This is a genomic window from Hyphomicrobium sp. GJ21, assembly GCF_001006785.1.
Classification (GTDB): Bacteria; Pseudomonadota; Alphaproteobacteria; order Rhizobiales; family Hyphomicrobiaceae; genus Hyphomicrobium_B.
This window is the reverse complement of record NZ_CDHO01000002.1, coordinates 24,756-37,121: the sequence shown is the minus strand read 5'-3', so window position 1 is coordinate 37,121 and position 12,366 is coordinate 24,756. Positions and strand designations below refer to the sequence as shown.

Sequence of the window (12,366 nt, the reverse complement as noted above, 5' to 3'; positions counted from 1 at the left end):
TTAACATGCAGTCAACTCGCGTGTATCGATCGCTGTCTCTTGCAAGAATTCGATACGCGGCATTGAGGCAACCAGGCACGAGGCGCGCATGCAAAGCTATATCTTCTGGACGTTGCTGTTGGTCGTGCTGGGATTGGCGAGCGCGGGCATCGCGGTTTTCCTGCGAGCTTATTTAAACGGGACCAGTCCGTCCTCCGTTCTGTTCCGGCAAAAAGGCGAGCGCAGGCTCGAGGTCGTTGATCATGCCAGCGTCGACAGTCGCAGAAAGCTGGTGCTGATCCGGCGCGACGGCGTCGAGCATCTGTTGATGACCGGCGGGCCTGTCGACGTCGTCATTGAAACGGGCATCACTCCGCCCGCCGCGCCGCCGCAGTCTGAAATAGCGCCGCCTCGCGATCGCGCCGGTTTCCGCCGCCCGCCGATGTTCGCGCGCGGCTCGCAAACTCCGCCGGAGTCGGATTCCGGACCGCAGTTTTAGGGATTAGGTTTTAGGGAATAGGGATTAGAAATTCGGCGATCGATGCAAAAGCTTCATGGCCGCGAAGGCGGCCATCTACGACTGGTTTGCCGGATCAGGATGGATTTAGTGGGAAGCGTCGACGTCGCCGAAATCGGCCATCGTCAATTTGTGAAGGTCGAGCGGCCTGACGGCACTGGCAAACTGATTTTGCAGGCCGCGTTTTGCTGATCGCGCCGACTGTTTGCGCGCTGCCGAAGCGGCATTCCACATTTCCGGGCTTGCGCTGACATCTACATACGGAAGCGCGTTCACCCAAGACGTCGAAGACAGAACGGCGCTGGCCATTGTCGCGATCGCCGCTGCTGCCAGCGTAGACGAGATCGTAATCGACACGAGCGTTGTCTCCTTTGTTTGCGCCGGGCGACTCCCCTCCGGGGAGCCGGCCGCCCGGCGCGTGCCGCCTAGTTCCGTTGCGCCGGGCGACTCCCCTCCGGGGAGCCGGCCGCCCGGCGCGTACCGCCTAGTCCCGTTGCGCCGGACCAACTCCTCTCCGGCGAGCCGGACGCCCGGCGCGCACGGCCAGCATTGCGTCGAGCGGCTCCCCCTTCGGGAAGCCGACCGCCCAGCCAGCACAAGCTGTGGTAGAAGAGTGTCCCCCCAATCAATTAATGGCCGGTAAAGCCATGTCGCGAAACGGGGCGGCCGGGGGTAGGCCGCGCCCTCGCCTCAGCTATTCCTCGCGATAGACGCGCTCGCGGCGCTCGTGGCGCTCCTGCGCCTCGACCGACAACGTGGCGATCGGGCGGGCATCGAGCCGCTTCAGGCCGATCGGCTCGCCGGTATCCTCGCAATAGCCATACGTCCCGTCCTCGATCCGGCCGACAGCCGCATCGATCTTGGCGATCAGCTTGCGCTGGCGGTCGCGCGTGCGCAGCTCGGTCGCCCGATCGGTTTCGGAGGTCGCGCGATCGGCGAGATCGGCGTGCTGCGTCGAGTCCTCGTGCAAGATCGCCAGCGTTTCGCGCGTCTGGCGCAAGATCTCGTCTTTCCAGTCAAGCAGACGCTTGCGGAAATACGCCTTGTGAAGGTCGTTCATGAACGGCTCGTCGTCCGACGGCTTGTAGCCGGCAGGGAGAACGATATCTGCAATCTTTACGCGCGGAGCCATCTTCTTGTTCGTACCCTCTGACTTCTTTGACGCCGGTTTGGGCGCTGCGGCCGGCTGCGCTGCGACCTTCGCTGCTGGAGCCTTCTTTGTAGCCGGTTTCGCGGCCGTTGCCGTCTTCACCTTGGAAGACTTGACCGGCGCCGGTTTTGCCGCCGTTTTCTTTTTGTCCGCGGCAGGTTTGCCTGCCGGCGTTTTGCTGGCCTTTGCCGACTGAGCGGACTTGGCAACAGCTTTCTTCCCGGCGGATTTCCCCTTCGCCGTCTTTGCCGCGATTGTCTTGCTCATCGTCCGCCTCTCCTGAGGCTTATGCGCTCGAGCTGATAATCGTTGCCGAAGGAAACTCGATCCAGGTGAATCGGGCCTAATTTCCGGCCGATCCTTATCTATTCGAGGCGGCGCTAAGTCAAGCACGCGCGCTGCCCTATCCGCGTCCAAAAACGACTAATTTTAGGCAGTTAAAACAACGACTTGACGGGAGTACTCCGGTAATTTGCCCGCCACCATTGCACGATAGCCCGCCGCCGGTCGTGCGTTTCCGTCATCTTGCTCGTTCTTTCAGCCGCCCCATAGATTGGCGAAGCACAAAACTCCGAGGTTACGGGTTTCATGAAATTCGAGGGCACCTCCTCCTACGTTGCGACGGACGATCTGAAGGTCGCCGTCAACGCAGCAATCCAATTGCAGCGGCCGCTTCTCATCAAGGGCGAACCCGGCACGGGCAAATCGGTGCTCGCTGCCGAAGTTGCAAGAGCGCTCGGCGCGCCGTTGATCGAATGGCACATAAAGTCGACGACAAAGGCGCAGCAGGGCCTTTACGAATACGATGCCGTTTCGCGGTTACGCGACGGCCAGCTCGGCGACGAGCGCGTCAAGAATATCGCCAACTACATCAAGCGCGGCAAACTGTGGGAGGCGTTCACAGCACCCGAGCGCTCGGTGCTGCTGATCGATGAAATCGACAAGGCCGATATCGAATTCCCGAACGATCTGCTGCAAGAACTCGATCGCATGGAATTCTTCGTCTACGAAACGGGCGAGACCGTAAAGGCGACGACGCGTCCGATCGTTTTGATCACGTCGAACAACGAAAAAGAATTGCCGGACGCGTTTCTCAGGCGCTGCTTTTTTCACTTCATCAAGTTTCCGGACGCAGAGACGATGCGCCAGATCGTCGACGTGCATTTCCCTGAACTGAAGAAGCGGCTCGTCGGCGATGCACTTCGGATTTTCTACGAACTGCGCGACGTCCCCGGACTCAAGAAAAAGCCGTCGACGTCGGAGTTGCTCGACTGGCTGAAGCTGCTTCTGCACGAGGACATCGATCCCGCTCTCATCCGCGAGAGCGATCCACGCAAGCTCGTGCCGCCGCTTGCCGGAGCGCTCATCAAAAATGAACAGGACGTTCATCTGCTCGAGCGATTGGCGTTCATGACGCGACGGCGCAAAGAATAGCGGCTGCGAGAAAGCAGCTCTCTCCTGCCCGCTGCTCGCATATGCGAATTAGATGCAATTCGTATTCAAACCGCGAACCATGTTCAGTTGGTTCATCGCATTTCGGAGCAATCGCCTTGATTTCGGCCGGTGATTGCGCCTGAATGCCCGCGCACCTACTTAACTCAGCGGTGAGACTACTTTTGCGGCTAGGAGATGTGCCATGAGAAAGTTGCTAATTGCGCTGGCAGTGCTCGGCGCGCTTGGGAGCGCGGCTTGCGATAGTCAAAAAGAGAAAGCTGACAACGCTGCCGACAAGGCCGCGACCGACAGCGCGACGGCAGATAAAGCTGCTGCTGATGCGGACAAGGCGGCTGCGGAAGCCAAGGAAGCGGCCGACAAGGCAGCTGCCGAGAAAGCTGCCGCCGAGAAGGCCGCAGCAGAAACGCCAGCCGCTCCGGCGCCTGCTGAAACACCGGCTACGCCGCCGGCAACCGACAGCTCGACCACCACACCGGCACCGGCTCCGGCGCCGTAAGTATCTTCCGGTCACGATCGACGGTTTTTTACCGCTATTTCAAGAGGGGGCTAAGCCTTCCGGCCTAGCTCCCTTAACAGCTCTGTTTGTGCGTATTTGTCGCGAATGGCGACCACCATTCGGTGACGTACCGGCCTTAAACATTCCGCTCCGGAACCGCCGGACGGTAACCGCAGCATAAGTTCGCCAGAGCTTGCTCGGCAGAATTGCGGTAATGCGGCCTACATCCCGATTTCATCGGCCGCGCTTGCTGCGCAATCCACAGCCATCAAAAAGTTTGGACGTTGTATGTGTGGCATTTTCGGAATCATCGATCTCAAAGGGCGCCGCTCGGTTCCCCTCTCCGTACTTAAGCGCTCCGCCGATGCCATGCAGCATCGCGGCCCCGACGAGGACGGATATCTGCAGCGGCCCGGCGTTGGCTTCGCATCGCGCCGCCTCAGCATCGTCGGATTGGCCGATGGCCAACAGCCGATGTTCAACGAGGACAAATCCGTCTCGGTCGTATTCAACGGCGAAATCTATGACCACGACGATTGGCGCCGCGATCTGACGGCGCGCGGTCACACGCTCAAAACGCACTGCGACACCGAAATTCTTCCGCACATGTGGGAAGCGCACGGCGAAGACATGTTCGAAAAGCTCAACGGTCAGTTTGCCGTCGCGCTGTTCGACGAACGCAAGCAGCAATTCATTCTCGCGCGCGACCGTTTCGGCATTTGTCCGCTCTACTGGACGCGCACGACGCGGTTCGGCAACGACTGGCTGATCTTCGGGTCGGAGATCAAGACGCTGCTCGCGACAGGCATGATCGAACCGAAACCGGATCGGCGCGGTATCGACGCGGTTTTCAATTTTCTCGCAGTCGCAGGGCCGTTCAGCTGCTTCGACGGCATCAACATCCTGCAACCTGGCAAGTTCTTGAAAATCTCGCGCGGCCGTCATGGCGACGCCGCCGCGATCAGCGAGCATGCATATTGGACGATGGACTTTCCCGACAAAGGGAAAGAAGCGCGCGGCCAAGACGAGAAGACGCTCGTCAATGAGTTCGAGAGCGTTCTGTATGGGGCGGTGAAGCGCCGGCTCCGCGCCGATGTTCCGGTTGCGTCATATCTCAGCGGCGGCGTCGACTCGAGCACGGTCGTCGCGATGGCGAGCGACATTCTTGGCGCGCCGCCGGCGACGTTCACCGTCAAGATCCGCGATCCGAAACTCGACGAGACCGAGCAGGCGGCCGTGATCTCACGCCATCTCAAGGCCGATCCGACGATCGTGCCGTGCGGCTCGGAAGAAATCGTTTCGAACTACCAACGGCTGCTGGTTGCAACGGAAGCGCCCGTTACCGATACGTCGTGCACAGCGCTGATGCTTCTTGCAGGCAAAGTGCATGAAAAGGGCTTCAAGGTTGCATTGACCGGCGAAGGTTCCGACGAATGGCTCGCCGGCTATCCGTGGTACAAGATCGACCGCGTGCTCGAGTGGCTGGGCGCCATTTCAGGCGGCACGATCGATGCCGCCATTCGCAGACGCTTCTTCACGTGGCTCGGCTGTAACAAGGACGCCGTCGCCTATCTCGATCGCTGCGCGCCGTCGGCGGGCGGGGCGCATCCGTTCCAGCGCTTTTACGATCTGCTCGGCGCGTCGCGTTTTCGTTTCTACAGCGGCGACATGCTCGGCGAGCTTGGCGATCATGATCCGTATGCGGATTTCGCGCCCGACCTCGGGCGGGCGGAGCGTTGGCATCCGATCAATCGCGCGATTTACTGGGCGGGCCGCATCCATCTTCCGGGCCAGCTTTTGAGCCTCAAGGGCGATCGCATCGCGATGAGCCAGTCGGTCGAGATGCGCTATCCGTTCCTCGACAACAACGTGTTCGATTTCGTTGCGGGCCTTGATCCGAATTGGAAGATCAAAGGGCTCAAAGAAAAATATCTGGTCCGGCGCGTGGCGGAGAAATGGCTGCCGAAATCGGTTGCGTGGCGGCCGAAGGGTATGTTCCGCGCTCCGCTCGATGGCTTTTTCCTGCAGCAGCGTCTGCCTTACGTCGACGAACTTCTCAGCGAAGCCTCGCTGAAAAAGACCGGATACTTCGATCCCGAGGCCGTCGCACTGTGGCGAACGAAATATACGGAGCTGTCGTCGCGCTTCTATCAGCGAAGCTCGATGGAACTTGGGCTCGTTGCGGTGCTCGCGACGCAGCTCTGGCACCAGACGTTCATCGATTCCTCGCTCGCGAACCTGCCTGATTGGCATACGCTCGCGGGCGTCGAGAGGAATCCGCGCGATCTGGCTTTTGCGGAGCAGATGCCGGAAGCGGCCGCCGTCTGACGACCGGTTCCGTTCTCAGTTTGCGTCCTTCGCGCGATAGGCCGCGAGGAACATCGTGACCGCGGACTCGACGACCGTATCGATCTCCTGATCGGTCGGACGTTCCGTGATCGCACCGTAGAGACGCGGACGGAAGATCAGCGACTGCACAAGCTCAAGAAACTGCGCGGCGGCGAGATAGGAATTCGGGGCGTTCAATCGTCCGGCCGCGACGTGTGCGTCGATGTAGGCCGCAAGCGCGGTCGCCATGCGCTTCGGTCCAGCCTCGAAAAACTCGGTGCCGATTTCCGGCATCCGTTCGGCGACGCCGATGACAATGCGATGGGCAGCGACGACGAACGGATCGGAGAGTATCCGCATCATCTCGGTGCCGAACTGAAGCAGCGTGGCTCTGATGGGCTTCTGCGGATCAAGGAGTGAGATCAGCTCTGAAATGTTGCGATCGCGGCGCTCGGCGCAGATCGACGTGAAGAGATGCTCCTTGTCCTGGAAGTACACGTAGAGCGTCGCCTTCGAGACTTTCGCCTCGCGGGCGACGTCGTTCATGCTCGCCGCGTCGAAGCCGAGCGTGGAGAAGACACGTCCCGCGCCCTCCAAGATCTGCCGACGCTTGTGCGGGTCGGTTCCGGCGGCAGGCCGCCCTCCTCGTCGTTCCAAGACTTCTGGCGTCGCTGGGCGTGTTTCCATGACTTTTGATCCTATTCGAGCGTTGGCGCCCGATTGGCGAAATGCGTCAACATGTGAACCAAACGGTTCAGTTTCCCCTTGATATTGACCAGCGGAGCAGCTAAGTCAAGTCCGAACTGAACCGTACGGTTTATTTACTCATTTCGAGACAAGGGAATTTACCCATGGCGCGAGGAACTTTGCAGACCGTCCTCGATCACACCTCGGACGAGAACTCGCATCGCCAAAACCAACAATCGGGCAGCGGGCGCATTCATTCCCTCGCAAAGTCGAGCAGCGCTCCTGAGGCTTCAGAGACCCGCACTGCGAAAGCCGACGCCTCGCCGCGCGCCGACTCGGGCGAGCCCGCAACAGCCCGCGAAAGCGGGAGCGTTTCTCCGGCCGCGAGCAAGGACGTGTCAAAACCTGCGTCGCGCAAGAAGCCGATTTTCATCGGCATCGGCGCGCTGGCGCTGATGGCGGGTCTGTGGGCCGGATATCACTACATCACCGTCGGCCGCTTCATCGTTTCGACGGACGATGCCTACGTCGGCGTGCACATGTCGATGGTCTCTCCGAAGGTTTCCGCTTACGTCGCCGACGTTCCTGTCACCGACAACCAGTTCGTCAAAGGCGGTGACGTTCTCGTACGCCTCGACGACGGCGATTACCGGCTGGCCCTCGACCAGGCGAAGTCCAAGCTCGCGACGCAGAACGCGGCCATCGCAACGTTCGACGCTCAGATCAAAGCGGCTGAAGCCGCAGCGGCGCAGGCGCGCGCGCAGATCGACGCTTCGAAAGCCAACGTCATCAAGACGGAAGCTGATTTCAACCGCACAAATGCGTTGACGGCCAAAGACTACGCGACGAAGGCATCGCTCGATGCAGCGATCGCCGCTCGTGATTCCGCACGCGCGCAAGTCAAGGCCAACGAGGCCGCGATCCAGTCGGCGGATGCGAACATCGCGCTTCTGCATGCGCAGCGCGAACAGGCGACGCAGGTTGCGAAGGAGTTGCAGGTCGCTGTCGAGCAAGCGGCGCGCGATCTTTCGTTCACCGTCATCCGCGCGCCGTTCGACGGCATCGTCGGCAACAAGAACGTGCAGGTCGGTGACTACGTGACGCCGGCGAAGCGGCTCGCTGCCATCATCCCGCTCGACAAGGTCTACGTCGACGCCAACCTCAAGGAGACGCAGCTTGGTCCCATCGTCGTCGGTCAGGAAGCCGACGTGGAGGTCGATGCGCTTGGCGGAACGGTGTTGAAGGGCAAGGTCGTCAGCGTCGCGCCCGCTTCCGGGTCGCAGTTCTCGCTGCTGCCGCCGGAAAACGCGACCGGCAACTTCACGAAGATCGTGCAGCGCGTGCCCGTGCGCATCGAGGTTCCGGCATCGGAAGCCAAAGGCCGGTTGCGGCCGGGGCTGTCGGTGGTCGTCGATATCGACACGCGCACGACGCCTAAGACCGCCGGGCAGCAGCACGCTTCAAATTAATCCTGGAGATCGCGTTACCTGAAAGGTGACGGTGATGAGCCGATCAGACACATCAAGAATCAATCCCGCTTCCGACGTGCCGCCGGGGACACTCGAATGGATCGGCGTTACGCCGCGCCAGCTCGCGGGCTTCATGGCGATGGTGTTCGGCATGTTCATGGCGATCCTTGACATTCAGATCGTGTCAGCGTCGCTGTCGGAAATCCAAGCCGGGCTTTCCGCAAGCTCGGACGAAATTCCGTGGGTTCAGACGGCGTATCTGATCGCCGAAGTCGTGATGATTCCACTGTCGGGATTTCTGGCGCGTGCGCTCTCGACGCGCGTGCTGTTTCTGTCGGCAGCGATCGGCTTCACGGCCGCGAGCGCGCTTTGCGCGACGGCAACGACGATCGATCAGATGATCGTCTACCGCGCGCTGCAGGGTTTCATCGGCGGCGGCATGATCCCGAGCGTGTTCGCTGTCGCGTTCTCGCTCTTTCCGCCGTCGAAGCGCAACATCGTGTCGCCGATCATCGGTCTCGTCGCGACGCTGGCGCCGACCATCGGCCCGACCGTTGGCGGCTATCTCAGCAACGCCTTTTCCTGGCACTGGCTGTTTCTCGTCAATGTCGGCCCTGGCATTCTGGTTGCGATCGCCGTGTACTTCCTCGTCGATTTCGACAAGCCGGATCATTCGCTGTTCGGCCGCTTCGATTTCGTCGGGCTCGCTGGCATGGCGGTGATGCTCGGCTCGCTCGAATACGTTCTCGAAGAAGGCCCGCGCTACGACTGGCTCGACGACAGCACCATCGCGACCTTCGCGGTTATGACGGTCGTCGGCGCGATCATATTCTTCTGGCGGGCTACGACCGCGAAGGAACCGATTGTCGAACTGCGCGCATTTCGAGACCGGAACTTTGCGTTCGGCTCGGCCTTCAGCTTCACGATGGGCATCGGGCTATACGGCCTGACCTATCTCTATCCGGTCTATCTCGCGCAAGTGCGCGGCTACGATGCCCTGATGATCGGTGAGACGATGTTCGTCACCGGCGTCGCGATGTTCCTCACCGCGCCGATCAGCGGACGTTTGGCGAGCGTACTCGATCCACGCGTGATGATGCTGATCGGCTTCACGGGTTTCGCCGCCGGCACCTACTGGACGACGGCCATCACCGCCGACTGGGACTTCTGGGAGCTTTTCATTCCGCAAATCCTGCGTGGATCGTCGCTGATGTTATGCATGGTGCCGATCAACAATCTGTCGCTCGGAACGCTGCCGCCGGAGCAATTGAAGAATGCCTCCGGTTTGTTCAATCTCACGCGCAACCTCGGTGGTGCGGTTGGCCTCGCGGTCATCAACACGCTGCTCAACAAGCGCCTCGATCTGCATCTCGAGCGCCTGCATGAGAACGTCGCGTGGGGCCGGGCGGTGGCGGAAGATCAGCTCAGAAACATGCAGCAGTCCATGTCGCAAGTGATGCCCGATGGCGATCTGACGGCGTTGAAGCAGCTCGCGATGCTCGTGCGCAAGCAGGCCAACGTGCTGTCGTTCGCGGATGTCTTCCTGTTTCTGACAATCCTGTTTGCGACGGCTGGGCTGTTCACGTTGCTGATGCGCAAACCCGCCGCGATCCCCGCAGGCGCGGGTGGTCACTAGCTCTCTCTGTCGAGCGCATCATCGCCAGTCATGCGTTACGCGCGGCTGGCGATGATCTCTCTATTCAGTAGACGAGCGTGCCAAACAATCGTGCGTTCGCGCCGGGCTGCAGGACTTCATCCTTCTTGAATGACGCACTGTTGCGAATGTCCTCGTTCAAGAGGTTCTCACCCTTGAGCCCGATGATCAGCTTCGGTGCGATGCCGCCCTCGCCGTTCAACGTCATCGTGTAGCTGATCTCGGCGTTGACGAGCGTGTAGCCCGCAGTCGGCGTTTCATGGGGCGCGATATCGTTCTGATTGAACGCGTAGAGGGATGAAACCTTGGCCTGCCACGCGTCGTCACGATAGTAGAGACCGCCGCCGATCCGGTGCGGCGGCATGCGCGGCACGTACTCGCCGTTCGAGAATTCGGCGTGCACGAAGTCGTACTGGCCAGAGACACCCCAGATGCCGTTCCAGATCTGAGCAACGTCGTATTCGGTCGCCAGCTCGACGCCATAGAATGTCGCGTCCCTCTGATTGAAAATCACCTGATCGAGTTCGCTGCCGGAACCGCACGAGGCTATCGTGTCATCGCATTTTGCGCCGGTGAAATCGCGGAAGATGTAGCCATCGAATTGCGTGTAGTAGAAGGATGAATCGAACCGCCAGCGGCCTGCGGTCTTGTTGAAGCCGAACTCGATCGACTTCGACGTCTCGATGCCGATGTCGGGATTGCCGATCTCGAACGTCTCCGTTGCCTCGTGCGCGCCTTTCGAAAAGAGTTCCTGCGCAACCGGGGCGCGCTCGGCGTAGGTTCCGGTGAGCCGCGCTACGATGCCGTGCGGCAGGTCGTAGAGCAATCCGAGGCTGCCGCTGACAGGCGTGAAGGATTTGCGCTCGGCGACGAGGCTGTCGGGTAGCGGGTTCATGATATCCGCATACATCGACCCGCCGACGTTATCGTTCTCGACGCGGCCGCTGGCCTGTAGCCTGAGCGCAGACGCCAGGCGCAGTTCCTCGAACAGATAGCCTCCGATGCTGTCCGTCGTATTGGGTTCGAGCAGATTGTCGCCCTCGAAGCTGATGCCGGCCAGCTGGCGGTTGCTGATCTGAATGCCGGCGGTGCTCGTCAGTGCGCCGAACGCGGTCGCAACAGGCACGGATTCGATTTCCGCGCGGCCTTCCGTGTATCGGTTCGTGAAACGCGATCCGACGGCGTCGGCGCCCTCGTCCTCATCGAAAACGAGTTCGTTGTGCGCGTAATTCGTCCACCCAAACCAGCCGCGCACGGCGGCGATGCCCATTTCCGGCGCGCGCCATTCGCCTTTGGCGTTGATCTTGTCCTGGCCCATATCGATGCGCGATTTTTCTTCCGCGGCCTCGATGCCGGGCACTGCGTAAAGACTATCGAAACGCGTGTAGCTGACGCCCAGGAACCCGTCACGTCCGATAAAGGAGCCGCCGATCGACGCCCCGCGGCTGTCGAGAAATGAGTTTTCCTGACGGCCTTCCGGCGTATCGTAATCGTCGGCATGGCGCGCGAAACCGTCGGCGTGGATGGCGAAGCCCTGCGAACCTGCCGTCGCCTTGAACGCTCCGTCGCGTCCGTTATCGACGGAGCTCAATCCGCCGGTGACTTGGCCGGTGAAGCCGCCATACGGAATGTAGGTCGGAATTCGCTGGTTTTCGGCGCTGACGACGCCGCCGATCGCCTGCGATCCGTAGCGAATGGTCGAAGGTCCGCGCACCACCGTGACGCTGTCGGCGCTATAGGGATCGACCGGAAAAGCGTGGTCCTCGCTGATGTCGGAAACGTCGCCTGTCGCGATCCCGTTTTCCTGAATTCGCACTCGGTTGTTGTCGAGCCCGCGAAGAATAGGACGATTTGCGCCGGGCGCGAACGTGGACCCGGCAATGCCCGGCTGCTGATCCAGCGTGTCGGTGAGCGTTGCGCCGTGCGTCGGAATGATATCGCGGGCATTTGTGACTGTTGTCGCCTGCGTGCCTGATTGTGGGCTTATGAGCGTTCCGGGCGGCGGTAGAATCGTTGCCGCCGAAACAGCATCGTCGTTTCCGGAGCCAGGCGACGATACCGATTGCGGCGTCACCGGCTTCGAAGCAGCGGCTTTCAGTCCTGTCGGGTCATTCCCTTTCGGTTTCCGCGACTTCGGCTTCGATGTGGCGACTTTTTTTGGCGCAACGACGACTACCGACGGCAATTCAGCGCCGACGGTTTGCGAGTTCGATTGCGCCTGCTGGTTCGCAGATGCCGGAGGCGTTGCGTCTTGGGCGTGCGTTTCTTGCGCAAGCGTTGGCGAGATTGGCCCCAACGCCACAGCGGCCACAGTCAGTCCAACATACCTACGCATCATTTCCCCCAATTCTTCTATCCCCAGAGAGCGGTCTCAAATACCGCAATCCAGTTTCGTATATTATAACATATTAATTGTGTCGAGCGGGATGCGGTCGCGGTGCGCGGACGCGTGACTTTCAAGCGACAGTCGGCCGTGAGAACGCGCAGCAAACCCTTGGTTTCTTTGCATCCGGGGCCCGCGTGCGGGCAACTCTGGCTCTTGAACTAAAGACACAGCTCCGCCTCATCGCGTGGCCGCAATTTCGAGCCAGGCCATCGCGTAAAAAATCGACGCCGCACATCGCTCGCGGC

At 60.7% G+C, this 12,366-nt stretch carries 10 protein-coding genes; 6 read left to right on the top strand and 4 right to left on the bottom strand.

Annotation, left to right across the window (positions count from 1 at the left end; all coding sequences use genetic code 11):
- The first annotated feature begins 88 nt into the window (after positions 1–88).
- Positions 89–478, top strand: a complete 390-nt coding sequence (locus tag HYPGJ_RS03190) for a flagellar biosynthetic protein FliO (RefSeq protein WP_046845887.1) — start codon at positions 89–91, stop codon at positions 476–478.
- A gap of 105 nt (positions 479–583) precedes the next feature.
- On the opposite strand, the gene HYPGJ_RS03185 is transcribed toward HYPGJ_RS03190, so the two are convergent.
- The gene (locus tag HYPGJ_RS03185) at positions 584–853 is read right to left on the bottom strand and encodes a hypothetical protein (RefSeq protein ID WP_083984009.1); all 270 of its coding nucleotides are present in this window, start codon (positions 851–853) and stop codon (positions 584–586) included.
- Positions 854–1,190: 337 nt separating this feature from the next.
- The gene (gene dksA, locus HYPGJ_RS03180) at positions 1,191–1,913 is read right to left on the bottom strand and encodes an RNA polymerase-binding protein DksA (protein ID WP_046845885.1); all 723 of its coding nucleotides are present in this window, start codon (positions 1,911–1,913) and stop codon (positions 1,191–1,193) included.
- A gap of 321 nt (positions 1,914–2,234) precedes the next feature.
- Between dksA and HYPGJ_RS03175 the strand changes: the two genes are divergently transcribed.
- From HYPGJ_RS03175 to asnB, 3 genes are all read left to right on the top strand, one after another.
- A complete protein-coding gene (locus tag HYPGJ_RS03175; protein ID WP_013216089.1) occupies positions 2,235–3,080 on the top strand; it encodes a MoxR family ATPase in 846 nt (281 codons plus the stop codon).
- 202 nt (positions 3,081–3,282) lie between these two features.
- Positions 3,283–3,597 carry a hypothetical protein gene (locus tag HYPGJ_RS03170; protein WP_046845884.1) on the top strand — a complete coding sequence of 105 codons (315 nt, stop codon included), beginning with the start codon at positions 3,283–3,285 and terminating at the stop codon, positions 3,595–3,597.
- Between the two features lie 288 nt (positions 3,598–3,885).
- Entirely contained in the window at positions 3,886–5,925 is a 2,040-nt protein-coding gene (asnB, locus tag HYPGJ_RS03165) for an asparagine synthase (glutamine-hydrolyzing) (protein WP_046845883.1), read from the top strand.
- Between the two features lie 15 nt (positions 5,926–5,940).
- Here the strand turns inward: asnB and HYPGJ_RS03160 are convergent, their stop codons facing one another.
- Positions 5,941–6,612, bottom strand: a complete 672-nt coding sequence (locus tag HYPGJ_RS03160; protein ID WP_046845882.1) for a TetR/AcrR family transcriptional regulator — start codon at positions 6,610–6,612, stop codon at positions 5,941–5,943.
- 164 nt (positions 6,613–6,776) lie between these two features.
- On the opposite strand from HYPGJ_RS03160, the gene HYPGJ_RS03155 reads away from it, so the two are divergent.
- Positions 6,777–8,081 carry an HlyD family secretion protein gene (locus HYPGJ_RS03155; protein ID WP_046845881.1) on the top strand — a complete coding sequence of 435 codons (1,305 nt, stop codon included), beginning with the start codon at positions 6,777–6,779 and terminating at the stop codon, positions 8,079–8,081.
- 34 nt (positions 8,082–8,115) lie between these two features.
- Complete coding sequence (locus tag HYPGJ_RS03150) at positions 8,116–9,717, top strand: DHA2 family efflux MFS transporter permease subunit (RefSeq protein WP_046845880.1); 1,602 nt, start codon at positions 8,116–8,118, stop codon at positions 9,715–9,717.
- 64 nt (positions 9,718–9,781) lie between these two features.
- Here the strand turns inward: HYPGJ_RS03150 and HYPGJ_RS03145 are convergent, their stop codons facing one another.
- Positions 9,782–12,070: a TonB-dependent receptor gene (locus HYPGJ_RS03145; RefSeq protein WP_244465996.1), complete on the bottom strand. Its 2,289-nt coding sequence runs from the start codon at positions 12,068–12,070 to the stop codon at positions 9,782–9,784.
- Between the last annotated feature and the right edge of the window lie 296 nt (positions 12,071–12,366).

Coding starts and splice junctions, on each gene's coding strand:
- HYPGJ_RS03190 (WP_046845887.1), top strand. CDS start 89: ATGCAAAGCTATATCTTCTGGACGTTGCTGTTGGTCGTGCTGGGATTG.
- dksA (WP_046845885.1), bottom strand. CDS start 1,913: ATGAGCAAGACAATCGCGGCAAAGACGGCGAAGGGGAAATCCGCCGGG.
- HYPGJ_RS03175 (WP_013216089.1), top strand. CDS start 2,235: ATGAAATTCGAGGGCACCTCCTCCTACGTTGCGACGGACGATCTGAAG.
- HYPGJ_RS03170 (WP_046845884.1), top strand. CDS start 3,283: ATGAGAAAGTTGCTAATTGCGCTGGCAGTGCTCGGCGCGCTTGGGAGC.
- asnB (WP_046845883.1), top strand. CDS start 3,886: ATGTGTGGCATTTTCGGAATCATCGATCTCAAAGGGCGCCGCTCGGTT.
- HYPGJ_RS03160 (WP_046845882.1), bottom strand. CDS start 6,612: ATGGAAACACGCCCAGCGACGCCAGAAGTCTTGGAACGACGAGGAGGG.
- HYPGJ_RS03155 (WP_046845881.1), top strand. CDS start 6,777: ATGGCGCGAGGAACTTTGCAGACCGTCCTCGATCACACCTCGGACGAG.
- HYPGJ_RS03150 (WP_046845880.1), top strand. CDS start 8,116: ATGAGCCGATCAGACACATCAAGAATCAATCCCGCTTCCGACGTGCCG.
- HYPGJ_RS03145 (WP_244465996.1), bottom strand. CDS start 12,070: ATGCGTAGGTATGTTGGACTGACTGTGGCCGCTGTGGCGTTGGGGCCA.